The sequence below is a fragment of the Pseudomonas sp. GW460-12-10-14-TSB1 genome (genome assembly GCF_017349775.1).
Classification (GTDB): Bacteria; Pseudomonadota; Gammaproteobacteria; order Pseudomonadales; family Pseudomonadaceae; genus Aquipseudomonas; species Aquipseudomonas piscium.
This window is the reverse complement of the sequence record NZ_JACNAC010000033.1, coordinates 26244-43471: the sequence shown is the minus strand read 5'-3', so window position 1 is coordinate 43471 and position 17228 is coordinate 26244. Positions and strand designations below refer to the sequence as shown.

15 protein-coding genes are annotated in these 17228 nt (G+C 62.9%); 5 read left to right on the top strand and 10 right to left on the bottom strand.

All coding sequences use genetic code 11. The features are described 5' to 3' along the window. Positions 1 to 2: 2 nt before the first annotated feature. The 3 genes from J4D52_RS19020 to J4D52_RS19010 all read right to left on the bottom strand — a co-directional run bounded on the left by J4D52_RS19020 (position 3) and on the right by J4D52_RS19010 (position 2275). Positions 3 to 944 carry a class I SAM-dependent methyltransferase gene (locus J4D52_RS19020; protein WP_102677510.1) on the bottom strand — a complete coding sequence of 314 codons (942 nt, stop codon included), beginning with the start codon at positions 942 to 944 and terminating at the stop codon, positions 3 to 5. A gap of 274 nt (positions 945 to 1218) precedes the next feature. Continuing rightward, a complete protein-coding gene (locus tag J4D52_RS19015; RefSeq protein ID WP_063429713.1) occupies positions 1219 to 1605 on the bottom strand; it encodes a hypothetical protein in 387 nt (128 codons plus the stop codon). Positions 1606 to 1984: 379 nt separating this feature from the next. Continuing rightward, positions 1985 to 2275 carry a hypothetical protein gene (locus J4D52_RS19010; RefSeq protein ID WP_164485740.1) on the bottom strand — a complete coding sequence of 97 codons (291 nt, stop codon included), beginning with the start codon at positions 2273 to 2275 and terminating at the stop codon, positions 1985 to 1987. Positions 2276 to 2416: 141 nt separating this feature from the next. Here J4D52_RS19010 and J4D52_RS19005 point away from each other — a divergent pair, with 141 nt between their 5' ends. Continuing rightward, complete coding sequence (locus J4D52_RS19005; RefSeq protein WP_081001468.1) at positions 2417 to 2578, top strand: DUF2986 domain-containing protein; 162 nt, start codon at positions 2417 to 2419, stop codon at positions 2576 to 2578. 80 nt (positions 2579 to 2658) lie between these two features. Here J4D52_RS19005 and J4D52_RS19000 read toward each other — a convergent pair whose 3' ends face one another. The 3 genes from J4D52_RS19000 to J4D52_RS18990 all read right to left on the bottom strand — a co-directional run bounded on the left by J4D52_RS19000 (position 2659) and on the right by J4D52_RS18990 (position 5948). Further along, on the bottom strand, positions 2659 to 3465 hold the full coding sequence (locus tag J4D52_RS19000; protein WP_063429717.1) for a lytic transglycosylase domain-containing protein: 807 nt from the start codon (positions 3463 to 3465) through the stop codon (positions 2659 to 2661). 191 nt (positions 3466 to 3656) lie between these two features. Beyond that, the gene (locus J4D52_RS18995; RefSeq protein ID WP_146018007.1) at positions 3657 to 4793 is read right to left on the bottom strand and encodes a hypothetical protein; all 1137 of its coding nucleotides are present in this window, start codon (positions 4791 to 4793) and stop codon (positions 3657 to 3659) included. An 864-nt stretch (positions 4794 to 5657) separates the two neighbouring features. Further along, positions 5658 to 5948, bottom strand: coding sequence for a hypothetical protein (locus J4D52_RS18990; protein WP_025809660.1), 291 nt, complete (start codon positions 5946 to 5948; stop codon positions 5658 to 5660). Between the two features lie 406 nt (positions 5949 to 6354). Between J4D52_RS18990 and J4D52_RS18985 the strand changes: the two genes are divergently transcribed. Next, positions 6355 to 6735: a RidA family protein gene (locus tag J4D52_RS18985; RefSeq protein ID WP_102677512.1), complete on the top strand. Its 381-nt coding sequence runs from the start codon at positions 6355 to 6357 to the stop codon at positions 6733 to 6735. A gap of 124 nt (positions 6736 to 6859) precedes the next feature. Continuing rightward, positions 6860 to 8848, top strand: a complete 1989-nt coding sequence (locus J4D52_RS18980; RefSeq protein WP_102677513.1) for a U32 family peptidase — start codon at positions 6860 to 6862, stop codon at positions 8846 to 8848. A 131-nt stretch (positions 8849 to 8979) separates the two neighbouring features. Here the strand turns inward: J4D52_RS18980 and J4D52_RS18975 are convergent, their stop codons facing one another. Next, on the bottom strand, positions 8980 to 9525 hold the full coding sequence (locus J4D52_RS18975) for a thioesterase family protein (protein WP_025809658.1): 546 nt from the start codon (positions 9523 to 9525) through the stop codon (positions 8980 to 8982). Between the two features lie 107 nt (positions 9526 to 9632). On the opposite strand from J4D52_RS18975, the gene J4D52_RS18970 reads away from it, so the two are divergent. Next, on the top strand, positions 9633 to 10595 hold the full coding sequence (locus tag J4D52_RS18970; RefSeq protein ID WP_025809657.1) for a GlxA family transcriptional regulator: 963 nt from the start codon (positions 9633 to 9635) through the stop codon (positions 10593 to 10595). An 80-nt stretch (positions 10596 to 10675) separates the two neighbouring features. Here J4D52_RS18970 and J4D52_RS18965 read toward each other — a convergent pair whose 3' ends face one another. Genes J4D52_RS18965 through J4D52_RS18955 form a run of 3 tightly spaced genes read right to left on the bottom strand, consistent with a single transcriptional unit; the run spans position 10676 to position 16413 of the window. Then, the gene (locus tag J4D52_RS18965) at positions 10676 to 12076 is read right to left on the bottom strand and encodes an efflux transporter outer membrane subunit (RefSeq protein ID WP_102677514.1); all 1401 of its coding nucleotides are present in this window, start codon (positions 12074 to 12076) and stop codon (positions 10676 to 10678) included. A gap of 5 nt (positions 12077 to 12081) precedes the next feature. Beyond that, complete coding sequence (locus tag J4D52_RS18960; protein WP_102677515.1) at positions 12082 to 15222, bottom strand: efflux RND transporter permease subunit; 3141 nt, start codon at positions 15220 to 15222, stop codon at positions 12082 to 12084. A 27-nt stretch (positions 15223 to 15249) separates the two neighbouring features. Continuing rightward, positions 15250 to 16413, bottom strand: a complete 1164-nt coding sequence (locus J4D52_RS18955; RefSeq protein WP_102677516.1) for a MexC family multidrug efflux RND transporter periplasmic adaptor subunit — start codon at positions 16411 to 16413, stop codon at positions 15250 to 15252. A gap of 171 nt (positions 16414 to 16584) precedes the next feature. On the opposite strand from J4D52_RS18955, the gene J4D52_RS18950 reads away from it, so the two are divergent. Then, positions 16585 to 17145: a TetR/AcrR family transcriptional regulator gene (locus tag J4D52_RS18950; protein ID WP_053278505.1), complete on the top strand. Its 561-nt coding sequence runs from the start codon at positions 16585 to 16587 to the stop codon at positions 17143 to 17145. Positions 17146 to 17228: the final 83 nt, after the last annotated feature.

Here is a 17228-nt window from a genome sequence, read left to right as displayed (position 1 = left end):
GTTTACTCGACCCGGCGGAACACCAGGGCCTTCAAGCCGCTTTCGATATCGGTATCGGGAAACTCCGGCGGGTTGTCCAGGCGTTGCTCGAAGCGCAGGCCCGGGGCTTCGCGGGTAACCCCGTCGATCAGGAAGTCCGAGGCGACGGCCGGGTCGTTCATGCAGGCCAGTACGTAGCCATCGGCGGTGAGCAGTTCCGGCAGGCGGCGCAGCACCCGGGCATAGTCCTTGGTCAGCAGGAAGCTGCCTTTCTGGAAGGAGGGCGGGTCGATGATCACCAGGTCGTAGGGGCCGGCGTTCTTCACCTTGCTCCAGGACTTGAACAGGTCGTGGCCGAGAAAGCTCACCTGGCTCAGGTCATGGCCGTTGAGCCGGTGATTATCGCGGCCACGGCTCAGGGCCGGGCGCGACATGTCGAGGTTGACCACATGGGTCGCACCGCCCTCGATGGCCGCTACCGAGAAGCCGCAGGTGTAGGCGAACAGGTTCAGCACGCGCTTGCCCCGGGCATTGGCGCGCACCCAGTTGCGACCGTAGCGCATGTCGAGAAACAGGCCGTTGTTCTGCTTCTTGCCCAGGTCCACCCGATAACGCAGGCCTTCCTCGACCAGGGTCCATTCATCGATAGGCTCGCCCACCAGCCAGTCCACCGGGCTTTGCAGCTGATAGCGGTGTTGCAGCAACAGGGTATGGGCGCCACAGGCCTGCCACTCGGGCGAGGTGCTGATTGTCAGCAACAGTTGCTTGAGCGCCTCCAGCTGTTCCGGCTCCGGCTCCTTGAACAGCGCCACCAGCACCACACCCTGCAGCCAGTCGACGGTCAGTTGCTCCAGCCCCGGCCAGCAACGCCCGCGGCCATGGAACAGACGCCGGGTTTCCGCGGGAGCGCAGGCCAGGGCTGTCAGCAGGTGGTGGTGGAGGATGGAGAGGGCGTCGGGGTTCATCGAAGGAGGGCCGGCAATAAAAGGGCGGGCATTTTAAACAAAACTGACCCTGAGGACTTACAAAACCAAGGTCTAGCCGATTTTAAAGAGGTGCTACGGCTCAAAAGGTCATGGCAGGTGTTTCAGCCAAGTGCTTGTATCCACCCGGATGAGCATGCGGGGGCAGGCCTCTAAAAGTCTGGGTATGGGGGGCTTGAGGTTCAGTCAGTGGCGCGATGTTTTTCGTCAGTTCACGAAAGCCTACTTCAACAAACCAAGGTTTGGTGCCTTGTTGTTACTCTGGTTGGCACTGTTTTTTCAATAAGCCAGGAAACAGTTTTGGAGCGATTTTATTGTCAACAGAGATTGTTAAGTTGCTGGTGTTTAATTCGTCGCGGATAGTCGAGGTGCTGATCTTTATATTGTTTATGTAGGTGGCTAGCGTCTTGCCCAGGTACTTTCGTGAGACCTGCAATAGTCGTTCGGTTGCGTCTGGCTGCAGTTTTACTTCCAGTTTGATGAGGCCAGGGTTGATATTAGCCTCGTCTTTAACTGCTATTTTCAGCTCTTTGAAGTCGCAGGAAGAGTTGAACCTGATTTCGGCTTCCGATGTCGAGGCCATGCTTTGTGAAGCCAGGGAGAGGGTAAGTAGTAATGTCGAGATGCGAACTGTCGAGAACATGAATACCTCTTTTCAGTCGGAGTGATGGTATTTGGGATTGTTGTCTGCGCAGCAGCTTACTCTAAATCATGAGTGGGTTGTCAGCCTCTGGAATAAGCAGCCGAATAAAAATGGTGTGAGCTTATTCGCCCAGGGTTGAGGCTTGGTTGCCGGAGTTTTTACTGAGTTGGGCCCAACAGGCAGCTGTCTGGTTTCATTAGACCACTACGGATATGTTTGTTGGTGTCGAGGCTTGGGAGGGCGAGTTGTTAGAGGAGCGACAAAGAACCCGCATGATGGTCCTTGAAGTCCCTTCAACCAATGCCGCGTGGGGAGCGCGGCAAGTCAGTGGCCTGCACCCGTGCCGATGGCCGGGTGCCATGTCGAGCGGGGCTGCCGATCAGGTGTGGAGCAGGGCGATGGCAAAGGAAACCACGATCATGCAGGCGACCGCAAAATTGATATTCATGACGTACTTGTCCGAGGGTTTAAAAGTGGCGCCATTTTGCCGACATCGGGCGCAAATGAAAAATTCGCTTTCATGATTTGTATGATCGACAGGAGTGATGGCTGAGGGCGTCGTGCCACGGGGGATATCTACTACGGGCTCTGGTACCCGATCGTCATCGCGGTGATGACGGCGATCCTGGGCACCTTGTTCCTGCCGGAAACCAAGGATCGGGATATTCATCACGCCTGAAGGCGCTTACCCGTCCTCTCCCGGGGGGAGAGGACGTATTGCCAACGTCATGCCCTAAAAGCGCACCACAGGCATCCGGTCCAGGATTTTAAGTTGGTATCATTCAAGGGCTTAAAAACCGGGTAGAAGAACATGAATCGTCGTAAAAAAATCAAGCAGCTATTAGAGGCTCACGCCAAAAAGGCGAGTGCCAAGCTGGCACCGAAAAACAAGCCTAAATACATCAGCAAAGCTGACCGATTGAAGCTGGCTGCCGAGTCCAGTCCTGACTCGGTCATTTCTTCCGAGCGTTGATCTACGTGGGTTAAGTGCCAGCGTTATCCGCCGTGGAGGGGCCTGCGTATTACCTGTTCCGGGTTATGCGCCCTGCGGTACTAGCGACGGTTGCGATAGCGTTCGGTCAAGGACTGCACGAGGCTGACGTAGGATTGCGTCTCGGCGTAGGGAGGCACCCCGTTGTACTCGACCACGGACGCTTCGCCGGCGTTGTAACCTGCCAACGCCAGCATCTGGTTGCCGTTGAAGCGCTTGAGCAGCCAGGCCAGGTAGCGCACGCCGCCACGAATGTTCTGTCGTGCGTCGAACGGATCGTCCACAGCGAAGCGCTCGGCGGTGGCGGGCATCAACTGCATCAGCCCCTGGGCGCCTGCTTCGGAAATAGCGTTGGGGCGAAACGCCGATTCGGCATGTATCACTGCGCGGACCAGTGCCCTGTCGACACCATAATGATCCGAAGCAGCTTCGATCTCCCGTCGATAGGAATGAGTGTCCAGGCGCAGTGAGGCGACCTTGAAGTCCTTTGGCGCCATGCACAGATAGCAGCCCTTGATGTAATAGAGCTCAAGGACATCGACCCGCGCGGAAATCCCGACGGGGCGCCGGCTCACATATTGACGAATACCCCTGTGAATGAAGGTGTACACCAGAATCCGCACCGCGCCTGAGTCGTTCTCTCGCACAAGTCGTGGCCGGGCCAATGCCTTGGCGCCGACACCGGCGTGCGCCATGCCATTCAGGCGAGTGCAGCGGGCGCTGGGGATGGCTTGGCTGGTGTAGCTGACGGCTCCGTCCCTGGCTTGGCACTTGAACATGGCGCTGGCGCACAGTGGAGCGACCAGCAAGGCCAGCCCGATGCCGCCAAGAAGGCTCTTGCGAGCCCATCGCCATGCTCTGGAACTCATCACATCGCTCCGCGCTGCAGGCGCCGATTAGGCCTGGGGAAGCCTGGCCCGGGAGCTGTCTTTGGAGGGCCTGCTCTGGGTGACCCGCCTTTTGTTCTGATAGTTATACCCCTTGCAACCGGCCTTGGAACTTGCGTTGACGTACGGGCTGCTCAAGCAGCCTCACAGCTCCGCCCGTCAAACTGTCCGCATCATGTCAGCCTGGCAATGGACCCTGCAGGCAATGCTCGGTCCGTCTCCAGCACAGTCAGTTGTTCAATGATCCGATCACACTCATTCTTAGAAGTCTCTCGGTCGGTGATCGAGTAGGGCTGGGCGTTAACCCACACTCTTATCAGCTCAAGCGAAGATGGCTCAGCAGGGCTACGGTGAAGCTGCTGAAGGAGAAACCCTGCCTGGGTCCATTTGGGCATCAGTTCAAGGAGTGTCTGGCGTCGAGAGGGTGACAGCGTTATCCAAAGGGCTTCAATCTGATGGGTAAACGACGATTCGATGATATTCCAAGGCTGAGGGCGCAAGCCTTGGACACCCGCCTCAAAGACAGACCGGGACGGATCTGCGATTGCTGCTATTAGTAGTGCATGTCTGCTACCGCCCTCGATATCCAGAACGAGCGAACGAACTGCACTGTTGTTTTGAACCAGAGCTGCTTCTAACCAACCTTGAGGGATTCGTACGCCCAGGTGTTTTGCCAGCCCGAGCACGCCCAGCCACTGGGCTTTTGTACTAGGTATTTCGCCAGCCAGACGCACCTGAAGTACCTGCGATGGGTCGACGCCATGTTGCTTGGCTGCCCATAGCGCAGTCGACCTGGTTGCTGGCGATGGGTCCGTCAAAAAATCTTTGATCAGTTGTGTATGGCACGTTTGCGATCGGATGGCTTCTAGAAACGACAGTCTCCTGAGAATGCTGCTGTTGCTGCTGAGTCCGAATGCGATGGCCTTTTGAGCCGACGCTTGCGGAAGCTCCATTGCTTTGCCAAGCGCTAACCGACGCACACTGAAATCTACGTGGTGAAGGCTCGTTATCAGAAACGCCTCCAGTTCATCTTCAACCTTTGTCCGAGCGAGTACCCTGAAGAGCAACCTCGCGCAGGAGCCTCGGCTGGCTTCGAAGGCTGCCGTGCTTTGAGCGAGGCATTCAGGCGTTGCTAGCAGCGCTTCGAGTTTATTGAGCGTCACTCCATGGTCTTCGCGCCGGCGATGTTCAAGGGCAAGAATGGCGAAAAGCTGGGCGATCAGCGCAGCGGCGTACCTTGGCGTCAGGTAGTCTTCGAAAGCGTCTCTGGCGACCTCGCGAACCTGAGGTACCCAGTCGTTGAGCCGCACGATAATAGCCGCCAGCCGTTCGGTCGACTGAGACGATCTGAGTAGCCGTAAGCCGGCCTCCCGGTCGAATCCATCCCAGGAGGTAACAAGCGACTGCCAATCACGTGTAGGTGAGGTCTCTACGGGATCTGGCGGGAGTGTGGTGCGAGCGGACGCTAGTGTTTTGCCGGTGATTCTTTGCAGCCAATTTTTCCACATGAAGCTGTCTATCCTTGAAATCCGAACATTGGCGTGGGGTATAGCATGTCCGTAACCGTAGTTGTTTTGGAACGCACGGACTCTCTCGCGACTGGGTTGCATCTGTGAGTGCTGCCTCTGGTCGCTTTCGCCATACTACCGAACAGCCCAAGCGCCTGCGGCATCCCCAGGCAGGCGGCCGAGAGAGGTCTGTCATGGGGGAGGTGCTAGATCCGAAAAAATGGGGTGACGTCCATATACGGACATTGAGCTTACGGAGTTGCCTTGAATGTTGTGCTACGCCTGTAAACGGCCAGGCTGCTCGATGTAGCGATAATCAAGGTTTGGCCAGTATAGGAGAATCCGAAAGCTCTCAGCTCGAGTTCAATCGCCAGTTTGTGAAAGACACTGGCCTGTTTGTATCGGGCGCCATGCAGCCACGAACCCGGCTCTATCAGAAGTAGTGGATGTGTTGTCAGCTTGGCCAGGCACTTCGAAAGCCTAGGCGTTTCGGCTGGCGCAGGAGGAGTCGCGGTGGCTTGTGAGTGGCAGCAATCGACCCAGGGCCGTCGCTCGCTGCTAGCGCAAGCCAACCCTATCTGATGATTGCGCACGATCACCTCTGCGCGAAGCAAACCTACAAAGCTTGCGACAGCGAGAGTGGCGGGCGGGCAAACGGAGGGTGCACTACTTGATCTGCACAATGACCGGTCCTTCCGTCACGATCGGCGGGTCGGCGTGGATATTCGAGGCATTTTTCTGAATCCAGTCGCGCGCGACTTTCAAGCTCGCATCGGTACCGGTCTTGTCCGTGCAAACCGTCACGGATGTACCGCCATCACCGGTATTCAGCAGTGTGTAGCTGATGAGGCCAGGCACCGTCCGCAGGGCCGCTTCGACGTCGGCGTTGCGCTCTTCCAGAAGCTTGAAAAGCTGCTTTGCTCCAGTACCCAGGTAGGTTCGTATAACCGCATACATGATCGTCTCCTTGGGGAGTACGTCTTGATGTCAATCCAGATCCGCTGATAGCCGTTATCACTCAGGTTTCAGTCCGCCCTGATTTATTAAGCTTAGCCACGCGTCGGCGCCAGGCGAAAGGCAACGACCACTGGCCACTTTTGGCCGTTTGCGGCCCATTGGAAAAGACCAATCATCGACCTGCCCCAGTCGTTCGCAGGGAGCGTTAACCGTTCGATGACGCGCCTGCCATGGCGCGTTTACCGGGTGTCTGGCGGTCGAGGAGGCGGACCTTTTTACACAGTGGGCACAGGTGGTTTTCCCGCCGATTCGCCCACGTCCGGCGCCGGGCCTGTAAACTGGCGCGCCAAAGCCGTTGCCCCGCGAGGCGCCGGCCATCCTTTATCACCTCGAACAAGAGAGCCCCATGGCCAACCACGATATCGACTTCATTCCCGATCCCGACGCGGACTCCATCTCCTCCGACGTCGCCGGTTTCGCTGGCATCCTGGTTTCCACCCAGATTCCCACCCGCGCCGACGGCAGCCTGGAACTGGGCGGCATCACCGAGCAGAGCGAGTGCACCCTGCAGGCACTCAAGGTGGCGCTGGAAAAGGCCGGCAGTTCCATGGACCGGGTTATGCACCTGACCATCTACCTCACCGACATGGCCGACCGCGCCGCGTTCAACGCGGTCTACCAGCGCTTCTTCGCCAAGCCCTGGCCGGTGCGCGCCGCCGTTGGCGTGGCGTCCCTGGCGGTCGAAGGCATGCGCGTGGAAGTCACCGCGATGGCGGCCAAGGCCTGACTTCCGGCCTGTGTCCGGTGGTGCCGCTCGGCGAGTGGGCGCCATCGGGCAGTACACGGGTGCCGGTCAGGCGTTTCGCCGCTACAATGCGCGCCTCGACCGTGACAAGCCTGACTAAAAAAATATGTCCTTGCCCAAGCATCACCTGGAATTGCTCAGCCCTGCCCGCGATGTAGCCATCGCCCGCGAGGCCATCCTGCATGGCGCCGACGCCGTGTACATCGGCGGCCCGAGCTTCGGCGCGCGCCACAACGCCTGCAACGAGGTGAGTGAAATCGCCGAGCTGGTGGAGTTCGCCCGGCGCTACCACGCGCGGATTTTCACCACCATCAACACCATCCTCCACGACAACGAGCTGGAGCCGGCGCGCAAGCTGATCCACCAGCTGTACGACGCGGGCGTCGATGCGTTGATCGTCCAGGACCTGGGCGTGATGGAGCTGGACATTCCGCCGATCGAGCTGCACGCCAGCACCCAGACCGACATCCGCACCCTGGCGCGAGCCAAGTTCCTCGACCAGGCCGGTTTCTCGCAACTGGTCCTGGCCCGTGAGCTGAACCTGCAGGAAATCCGTGCCATCGCCGACGAAACCGACGCGGCGATCGAGTTCTTCATCCACGGTGCGCTGTGCGTGGCCTTCTCCGGCCAGTGCAACATCTCCCACGCGCAGACCGGCCGCAGCGCCAACCGTGGCGACTGTTCCCAGGCCTGCCGCCTGCCGTACACCCTCAAGGACGAAAAGGGCGGCGTGATCGCCTACGAGAAGCACCTGCTGTCGATGAAGGACAACAACCAGAGCGCCAACATCCGCGCCCTGGTGGAAGCCGGCGTGCGCTCGTTCAAGATCGAAGGGCGCTACAAGGACATGGGCTATGTGAAGAACATCACCGCCTACTACCGTCAGCGCCTGGACGACGTGCTCGAAGACCGTATCGATCTGGCTCGCGCTTCCAGCGGCCGCACCGCGCATTTCTTCCTGCCCGACCCGGAAAAGACCTTCCACCGCGGCAGCACCGATTATTTCGTCACGGATCGCAAGATCGACATCGGCGCCTTCGACTCGCCGACCTTCACCGGCCTGCCCGTGGGCGTGGTGGAGAAAGTCGCCAAGCGCGACCTGCAAGTGGTGACCCATGAGCCGCTGTCCAACGGTGACGGCCTCAACGTGCTGGTCAAGCGCGAAGTGGTGGGTTTCCGCGCCAACATCGCCGAGCCCAAGGGCGAGTTCGAAGAGGACGGCGAGAAACGCTATCGCTATCGCGTCGAGCCCAACGAGATGCCGGAAGGCCTTTACAAGCTGCGGCCGAACCACCCGCTGAACCGCAACCTCGATCACAACTGGCAACAGGCCCTGCAGAAGACTTCCGCCGAACGTCGCGTGGCCCTGAGCTGGGTCGCGCGCCTGCGTGAAGAGCAGCTGGAAGTGACCGCGACCAGTGAAGAGGGGATCAGCGCCAGCGTGACCCTGAACGGCCCGTTCGGCGTCGCCAACAAGCCGGAACAGGCGCTGGAGCAACTGCAGGACCTGCTCGGCCAGCTCGGCACCACGCAGTACCACGCCATCGACATCAAACTCGATGCGCCGCAGGCTTACTTCATCCCCAACTCCCAGCTCAAGGCGTTGCGCCGTGAGGTGATCGAAGCCTTGACCGCCGAGCGGATCGCCGCCCACCCGCGTGGCAGCCGCAAGGCCGAGACCACGCCGCCGCCGGTGTACCCGGAGTCGCACCTGTCGTTCCTGGCCAACGTCTACAACCAGAAGGCCCGCGACTTCTATCACCGTCATGGCGTGAAGCTGATCGACGCGGCCTACGAGGCGCACGAAGAGGCCGGTGAAGTGCCGGTGATGATCACCAAGCACTGCCTGCGTTTCTCCTTCAACCTGTGCCCGAAACAGGCCAAGGGCGTGACCGGCGTGCGTACCAAGGTGGCGCCGATGCAGCTGATTCACGGTGACGAAGTGCTGACCCTGAAGTTCGACTGCAAGCCGTGCGAGATGCACATCATCGGCAAGATGAAAGGCCACATCCTCAACATGCCGCAACCGGGCAGCGTGGTCGGCCATATCAGTCCCGAAGACCTGCTCAAGACCATCCCCCGCGCTCCGCACTGAGTGGGTGGGCGGGCGCGTCGCCATGGCGTCGCGCTTGCCCGCTCGGTCACACGCTGGCTGTCGCGCATCAACGCCATTGTCGACCTGGGTCGGCAATGGCGTTCTTGTCTCAGGTTATGTTCCTGCTTGTTTCAACGCGCCGCAGCTTCCTCGGCACGCAACTGAACGCTCATGTCGTCGCAACTTTGCGACCAGTCCTTCAGCCACTGTGGCAGCTCGGGCGATTGGTCCAGGCCCAGCTCGTGGACGAACTCGCCGGGGGCGATGGTGCCTTTGGCCGAGCGGAACAGCCCGCGCATCACCACCACGCCTGTGACTCGGCCTTTGCTCACGAAGCGGTGCTCCATAAAGCTCCATTTCTCGTCCCAGCCGAGGATCCGGCTGTGGACCTCGAAGGCTTCGAACAGCTTGAGTTCACGGCGGAACTTGCCCCACACATCACCGACGATCGGCACCGCCCTGTGGCGCAGGGCCACGCGGTAGGCGCCGCTGCGCAGGACGAAGTCCATGCGCCCGAGGTCGGCCAGGGTGAAGTAGCGGCCATTGGTGACGTGCAGGTTGAGGTCGAGGTCGAGCGGCCAGACGCGCATGCGCACGACGGTGGTGGCCAGACCTTCGACCGGCTTGCGCCACGGACGACGAAACAGCATGAGCAGCATGCGGAACCAGAGATTCATGAATACACCGAGGATTGAAAGGATGGCCGCACTTTAGGGGAGGGGAATCGGCTAAGGTAGGTGCGCAAATGACTTTTTTCATGCGAAAAGCGCAACGGAATCCACTAATGCACGTCACCTTGCTCCTGGCCGATCACTGTTCCGCCGCCAGCGCCACCCTGGCCCTGGAAGTGTTGAGCGCCGCCAACCTGTTCGCCGAGACCGCCAACGCGCCGTTCGAGGTGGTGGTCGCCTCGCTGGATGGCGCCGATGTCGATGCCTGGGGCGGGCAGGCGCTGCGGGTGCAGCAGTCCGTGGCCGAGATCGCCCGGACCGACCTGGTGCTGATCCCCGGTTTTCTCTTCACCTTGAAGGAGGCCTTGCCGGCATTTGCCGGCTATGGGCCCTGGCTGCGACAACAGCACGCCCGGGGAGCGGTGCTGGCATCGATGTGCACGGCCACCTTCCTGCTGGCCGAAGCCGGCCTGCTGAAGGGCGCCCGCGCCACCACCCACTGGGCTTTCGCCGAGCTGTTCCGGCGCCGCTACGCCGGGGTCGAGCTGGACGAAGGGCAGCTTCTCTGCGAAGACGATCGCCTGATCACCAGTGGTGGCGCGAGCGCGGCCATGGACCTGCTGCTGCACCTGGTGCGGCGCTTCGCCTCTTTGGAGCTGGCGCAGAAATGCGGCAAGTACCTGCTGATCGACAAGGTGCGCAGCGAGCAGTCGGTGTATGTCATGTGGTCATTGCCGAAGAGCCATGGGGATGGCGAGATCCTGCGGGTGCAGGACTGGCTGGAGGAACACTTCGACCAGCCGCTGCTGATCGACGACACGGCCCGGCGCTTCGGCTTCGGCGCCAGGAACTTCAAGCGCCGTTTCAAGGAAGCCACCGGCTACACGCCGCTGGCCTATCTGCAGACGTTGCGCCTGGAGAAGGCCAAGGAACTGCTGGAGTCCACGCGCATGACCCTGGACAGCATCACCTACAAGGTGGGCTACGAAGACAGCAACTCGTTTCGCCGGCTGTTCCAGCAACGGGTCGGCCTGTTGCCGGCGGCTTACCGCAAGAAGTTCCAGGCCGCTGGCTGAGTGCCGATGACCAGCGCAAAAAAACGGGCAGGGCAGCGGGCTTGCCTGCCCGCTACCCTGCCCGGGTTGTAAGCACACCCCTAGAGCGTCTGCCTGTCCCAGCCTCCGCCCATGGCCCGGAACAGGTCCACCAGGGCGATCTGCCGCTGGGTGCTGATGCGGATCAGCGTGGACTGGTCGTTGAAGGCGCTGCGCTGGGCGTCCAGGTAGCGCAGGTGATCGTCCAGGCCGCTGTCGTAGCGGGCCTTGGCCAGCTCCAGGGTGGCCTGGCTGGTGCGGGTCAGGCCCTGGCGCGCCGCCTCCTCGCGGCGCAGGGTGTCGCTGGCGGCGAGGGCATCGGCGACTTCGCGGAAGGCCTGTTGCAGGGTGCCTTCGTAGGCGGCCACAGCGCTGTCCTTGCGCACCTCGGCCAGGTCCAGGCTGGCCCGGTTGCGCCCGCCGGCGAAGATCGGGATCGACACCGAAGGCAGGAACGACCAGGACCGCGAACCGCCGTCGAACAGCCCGGACATCTCGCTGCTGGAGGTGCCCAGGCTGCCGCTCAGGGTGATCCGCGGAAAGAACGCCGCCCGCGCCGCGCCGATATCGGCGTGGCGAGCCTTGAGCCGATGCTCGCTGGCCAGCACGTCCGGACGCCGGGCGAGCAGCTCGGACGGCGTCCCGGGCAGCATGTCCTGCACCAGCAACAGTTCGTCACGTGGTTGGGCGGGCAGGGCGCGCAGCGCGTCCGGCGTGCCCACCAGCAGGGTCAGGGCATTGTGCGCCAGGCGCAGCTGGCGGTCGGTGTTTTCCAGATCGGCCCGGGATTGCTCCACCAGGCCCTGGGCCTCCTGATAATCCAGGGCCGTGGCGGTGCCGATGGTGCGCCGCTGGCCGATCAGTTCCAGGGACTGTTCGCGGCTGCGCAGGGTGTCCCGGGTCAGGGCCAGCTGGCGCTGGGCACCGTCCCAGGTCAGGTAGGCCTGGATCACCTCGGAGATCAGCGCCAGCTGGCTGGCGCGGGTGGCTTCCGCGGTGGCCAGGTATTGCTCCAGGGCGGCGTCCGACAGGTTGCGCACACGGCCGAACAGGTCGATCTCGTACTCCGGCAGGCTCAGCCCCACCTGATAGGTACTGGACACCCCGGCCGTCTGGCTGGACGACAGGTCGGCTGGCAGGCGCTGGCGGTTGCCCGAGCCGCTGGCGTTCAGCCCTGGCAGACGGTCGGCGCGCTGGATGCGGTATTGCGCCCGGGCCGCCTCGATATCCAGCAGCGCCTGGCGCAGCGAGCGGTTGTTGGCCAGGGCGCTGTCCACCAGCACCCGCAGGTCGGGATCGAGGACGAAGGCTTGCCACTGCGGTAGCTCCTTCGGCGTCGCGGCCTGGCCTTCCCAGGTCGCGGCGATCGGCGCCGGCGGACGCTCGTAGCGCGGCGCCAGGGAACAGCCGGCCAACAGCAGGGCCAGGGGCAGGGCGGCGTAGATCAGGGGGTTGGATTTCATGCCGGTCATTCCTCGGTCCGCGCGGGTTGCAGGTCATCGTTGCTCGTCGTGGGTTCGCGGCGCAGCAGCGACAGCACCCAGACAAAGAAGATCGGGACGAAGATCACCCCCAGCAGGGTGGCGCTGAGCATGCCGCCGATCACCCCGGTGCCGATGGCGCGCTGGCTGGCCGCACCGGCGCCGGTGGCCAGGGCCAGCGGCACCACGCCGAGGATGAACGCCAGGGAGGTCATGACGATCGGCCTAAAGCGCAGGCGCGCCGCCTTGAGGGCCGCGTCCCGCAGGCTATAGCCTTCGGCCCAGAGGTCCTTGGCGAACTCGACGATCAGGATCGCGTTCTTCGCTGCCAGGCCGATGATGGTGATCAGGCCGACCTTGAAGTACACGTCGTTGGGCATGCCGACGGCGGTCACCGCCAGCACCGAGCCGAGGGCGCCCACCGGCACGATCAGCATCACCACCAGGGGAATGGTCCAGCTCTCGTACAGCGCCACCAGCAGCAGGAACACCACCACGAAGGCCAGGGCGAAGAGTTGCAGGGCCTGGCCGCTGGCGATCTTTTCCTGGTACGACAGGCCGGTCCATTCGTAGCCGATGCCGGCCGGCAACTTGGCCGCCAGGCGTTCGATCTCGGCCATGGCCTCGCCGGTGCTGACCCCGGGCATGGCATCGCCGGAGATGCGGATGGTCGGGTAGCCGTTGTAGCGGGCGATCTGCACCGGGCCTTCTTCCCAGTGGGTGGAGACAAAGGCGCTCAGGGGCACCAGGGCGCCGCTGCTGTTGGGGATATAGAGCTTGAGCACGCTTTCCGGGGTCATGCGCTGGCTCTGGTCGGCCTGCACCACCACCCGTTGCTGGCGTCCGGCGTTGGCGAAGTCGTTGATCACCGCCGAGCCGAAGGCGGTGGACAGGGCGTTGTTGATCGCGTCGAACCCCACCCCCAGGGCCTGGGCCTTGTCCCGGTCGATATCCAGGCGCAGCTGTGGCGCCTCGGCCAGGCCTTCCATCATCGCGTAGAGGATCTTCGGGTTGCCGTAGGTTTCGCCGAGTAACTGGTCGCGTGCCGCCAGCAGGGCCTCGCGCCCCAGGCCGCCACGGTCCTGCAGGCGCAGGGAGAAACCGCCGGAGTTGCCCATGCCGTCGATTGGCGGCGGACTGACGGCCATCACCGTACCGTCGTCGGGGCTGGCGAAGCGCTGGTTGACCTGGGCGGTTTCCGCCTCGGCCGACTGCTCGGCGCCGCGTTGCGACCAGTCCGTCAGGGTCGGGAAAGCCAGGGCGGCGTTCTCGCCCTGCCCGGAGAAGCTGAACCCCAGTACCAGGAAGGTGTTGGCCACGGCCTCGCGGGAGGCGAGGAACTGCTCCAGCTGCTGGCCGGTGGCCGAGGCGCGCTCGCGGGAGGCGCCCGGTGGCAGCTGCACGTCGACGATCATGTAGCCCTGGTCTTCCACGGGCACGAAGGACTCGGGCAGGCGCAGGTAGACGAAGCCCAGCAGCATCACCACGCCCAGGTAGACCAGCATGTAGCGCCCGGCGCGTCGCACCAGGTGGCTGTTCAAGGCGCTGTAGCGCTCGGTCAGGCGGCCGAACAGGCGGTTGAAGGCACCGAAGAAGCCGCGTTTCTCATGGTGCCCCGGGGCCACCGGCTTGAGCAGGGTGGCGCACAGCGCCGGGGTGAAGGTCAGCGCGAGGAAGCCAGAGAAGAGGATCGACACCGCCAGCGACAGCGAGAACTGCTGGTAGATGACCCCCACCGAGCCGGCCATGAACGCCAGCGGCATGAACACCGCCGACAGCACCAGGGTGATGCCGATGATCGCCCCCGAGACCTGGCCCATGGCCTTGACGGTGGCCGCCGCCGGGGACAGGCCTTCCTCGGCCATGATCCGCTCGACGTTCTCCACCACCACAATGGCGTCGTCCACCAGGATGCCGATGGCCAGCACCATGCCGAACATGGTCATCATGTTCACCGAGAAGCCCAGCAGGTACATCACCGTTAGCGTACCGGCCAGGCACACCGGCACCACGATGCTGGGGATCAGGGTGTAGCGCAGGTTCTGCAGGAACAGGAACATCACCAGGAACACCAGGACCATGGCTTCGATCAGGGTGTGGATGACCTTTTCGATGGCCACGTCGACGAAACGCGAGGTGTCATAGGGCACGGAGTACTGGACGTTCTCCGGGAAGTTCACCGACAGCTCGTGCAGGCGCTCCTTGACCGCGCTGGCGGTCTTGATCGCGTTGGCCCCCGGCGACAGCTGGATGGCCGCGCCCACCGCCGGTTTGCCGTTGAGGCGGGTGGTGAAGTTGTAGTCCTGGCTGCCGACCTGGATCCGCGCCACGTCGCCCAGGGTGACCTTGGAGCCGTCCTGGTTGGCGCGCAGCACGATGCGCGCGAATTCCTCGGGGTTGTCCAGGGTGCCCTTGACCGCCAGGGTGGCAGTCAGCTCCTGGCCGACCGCGCCCGGGGCGCTGCCGAAACTGCCCGCCGGGACTTGCACGTTCTGCGCGCGGATGGCGTTGCCGATGTCCTCGATGGACAGGCCGTAGCCCACCAGGCCATGCGGGTCGATCCAGACCCGCATGGCCGCTTCCGAGGCGAAGAACTGCAGCTTGCCCACGCCTTCGACCCGGCGGATCTCGTTGTTGACGTTACGCGCGGCGTAGTCGGCCAGCAGGGTGGTGTCCTGCTCCCGGGCGCCTTCCTTGTAGCTCAGGGCGTAGATCATCAGGAAGCCGGCGCTGGTCTGTTCGACCTGGACGCCTTGGCTGAGTACGGCCTGGGGCAGGCGCGCCTCGGCCTTCTTCAGGCGGTTCTGCACCTCCACCTGGGCCATGTCCGGCTGGACGCCCGGCTCGAAGGTGACGACGATTTCGGCGACGCCGTTGGAATTGCTGGTGGAGTCGAAATACAACAGGCCCTTGGCGCCGTTGAGCTCCTCCTCGATCACGCTGGTGACCGAATCCACCAGCACCTTCGCCGAAGCGCCGGGGTAGGTGGCGGTGATGCTGATCTGCGGCGGCGCCACGCTGGGGTATTGGGCCACTGGCAGGGCGGGGATCACCAGCAGGCCGGCCAGGGAAATGAATAAGGCGACGACCCAGGCGAACTTGGGCCGTTTGATAAAGAACAGAGACATGGTGTGTCCTCGAACGCAGGGCCGGGCTTACTGGCGGGCTGCCTGCTGCTGCGCGGGTTGCGGATCGGGCTGTTGAATGGCGACCTTGTCGCCGGGGTTGAGGCCGCTCATGCCGCCGACTATGACCTTGTCGCCGCTTTCCAGGCCCTGGGTGATCTGCCAGCGCTTGTCCTGCATGACGCCGGTCTGCACCGGGCGCTGGGCGACGCTGTCGCTGGCGTCCACCACCAGCACCCGGGCCTGGCCGTCGCTGCCGCGCTGCACCGCGCGTTGCGGCACCAACAGGGCCTGGCGGTCGGTACCCTGGGGTACCTTCACTCGCACGTACATGCCCGGCAGCAGGGTGCCTTCGGGGTTGTCGAAGCGCCCGCGCAGGGACACCTGGCCGGTGCCGCGGTCCACCGAGACGTCGGAGAACAGCAGTTCGCCCTGGCTCTGGAACTCAGTGCCCTCGACCTGGATCGACAGTCGCGACTCCTCGCCGGCGGACAGGCTGCCTTGCTTGAGCGCTTCGCGCAGGCGCAGGGCCTCGGCCACCGGCTGGGTGAAGTCGGCGTAGATCGGGTCCAGTTGCTGGATGCGCGCCATCAGGGTCACTTCGCCCTGGCCCACCAGGGCGCCCTCGGTGACCAGGGCCCGGCCGATGCGCCCGGAGATCGGCGCGCGGACCGTGGCGTAACCCAGGTTGAGGCGGGCGGTTTCCACATCGGCGCGGGCCGACTGGCGAGCGGCCTGGCTGCTCTGCAGGGCGGAGCGGGCGGTGTCGAGGTCCTGCTGGCTGACCGCTTCGACTTTCGCCAGTTGTTCATAACGCTTGAGCCGGGCCTGGGTCTCGCTCTGTTGCGCCTCGATCCGCGCCAGCTCGCCCTGGGCGCGGGACAGCGCGGCCTTGAGCGGCGCCGGGTCGATCTGGAACAGCAGGTCGCCGGCCTTCACGTCCGCGCCTTCCTCGAAGTGGCGCTGGATCACGATACCGGCCACCCGCGCCCGCACTTCGGCGACTCGCACCGGCTCGATACGGCCGGGCAGTTCGCTGCTCAGGGCCAGGGTTTCGGGGAGCACGGTCAGGGTCTCGACCTGCCTGGGCGCACTCTGTTGCGCTCCGGGCTGCTCGCCATTACCGCAGCCGGCCATGCCCATCAGGGCCACCGCTGCCAAGCTCAATACACGCAGTTCGCGCAACGCATTCATGTTTCACCTGAAGGCTGGTTCTGGAAAGGCGCGAATAATATCTATAAGATTCTTATGAGGCAAATTTGTCTCAAATGATTCTTTTCTGTTAAAAAGTGTCAACTCCCTTGAGCTTGTAGGGATTTTCTGCACAATGCGTGCGTTCTTCCTGCCCAGAATGAGTCTGCCTTTATGTCTTCGCCCGCTTCCGACGAAAAACTCCTCAAGGCGCTGGCCGTGGCCATCGTCGACCATCCGTGGGGGACACTGAAGGAACTGGCCGAGGCGGCGGGGGTGAGCAAGGCTACCCTGCATCGGTTCTGCGGCACCCGGGACAACCTGATCGAGATGCTGATGAGCCACACTTGCGAGGTGATGAAGCAGATCATCGAGACCGCGGACCTGCACCAGGCCGCTCCGGCGGTGGCCCTGCGCAATCTGATCCAGTTGAATCTGGCGCAGCGCGAGCTGCTGCTGTTCATGGTCTTCCAGTACCGCCCGGACACCATGGCGCCGAACGCCGAGGGTAATCGCTGGCAGCCATGCATCGACGCCCTGGACGCTTTCTTCCTGCGGGCGCAGCAAGAGGGGTACTTGCGCATCGACGTCAGTGCGCCGGTGTTGAGCGATCTGTTCATGACCCTGATCTGCGGCATCGTCGATTCCGAGCGCCTGGGTCGCGCGGCTCCAGCAGGATCGGCTTTGGTCCTGGAACAGATGTTCCTGCATGGCGCGGCAACGCCGTCGTCCTGATTCCCGGCGTGTCGCCGGCGCTGCTTGGCGAAATGCCCTGCGGCCAGCACAATCCCCTGCGTCAGAGATTCGGGCCGGTCAGT

Bases quoted from the DNA above. Each gene is read 5' to 3' on its own strand.
- J4D52_RS19010 (WP_164485740.1), bottom strand. From the start codon at position 2,275: ATGAATATCCCGATCCTTGGTTTCCGGCAGGAACAAGGTGCCCAGGAT.
- J4D52_RS19000 (WP_063429717.1), bottom strand. From the start codon at position 3,465: ATGAGTTCCAGAGCATGGCGATGGGCTCGCAAGAGCCTTCTTGGCGGC.
- J4D52_RS18970 (WP_025809657.1), top strand. From the start codon at position 9,633: ATGCACGTCACCTTGCTCCTGGCCGATCACTGTTCCGCCGCCAGCGCC.
- J4D52_RS18965 (WP_102677514.1), bottom strand. From the start codon at position 12,076: ATGAAATCCAACCCCCTGATCTACGCCGCCCTGCCCCTGGCCCTGCTG.
- J4D52_RS18960 (WP_102677515.1), bottom strand. From the start codon at position 15,222: ATGTCTCTGTTCTTTATCAAACGGCCCAAGTTCGCCTGGGTCGTCGCC.
- J4D52_RS18990 (WP_025809660.1), bottom strand. From the start codon at position 5,948: ATGTATGCGGTTATACGAACCTACCTGGGTACTGGAGCAAAGCAGCTT.
- J4D52_RS18975 (WP_025809658.1), bottom strand. From the start codon at position 9,525: ATGAATCTCTGGTTCCGCATGCTGCTCATGCTGTTTCGTCGTCCGTGG.
- J4D52_RS18955 (WP_102677516.1), bottom strand. From the start codon at position 16,413: ATGAATGCGTTGCGCGAACTGCGTGTATTGAGCTTGGCAGCGGTGGCC.
- J4D52_RS18980 (WP_102677513.1), top strand. From the start codon at position 6,860: ATGTCCTTGCCCAAGCATCACCTGGAATTGCTCAGCCCTGCCCGCGAT.
- J4D52_RS19015 (WP_063429713.1), bottom strand. From the start codon at position 1,605: ATGTTCTCGACAGTTCGCATCTCGACATTACTACTTACCCTCTCCCTG.
- J4D52_RS19020 (WP_102677510.1), bottom strand. From the start codon at position 944: ATGAACCCCGACGCCCTCTCCATCCTCCACCACCACCTGCTGACAGCC.
- J4D52_RS19005 (WP_081001468.1), top strand. From the start codon at position 2,417: ATGAATCGTCGTAAAAAAATCAAGCAGCTATTAGAGGCTCACGCCAAA.
- J4D52_RS18950 (WP_053278505.1), top strand. From the start codon at position 16,585: ATGTCTTCGCCCGCTTCCGACGAAAAACTCCTCAAGGCGCTGGCCGTG.
- J4D52_RS18985 (WP_102677512.1), top strand. From the start codon at position 6,355: ATGGCCAACCACGATATCGACTTCATTCCCGATCCCGACGCGGACTCC.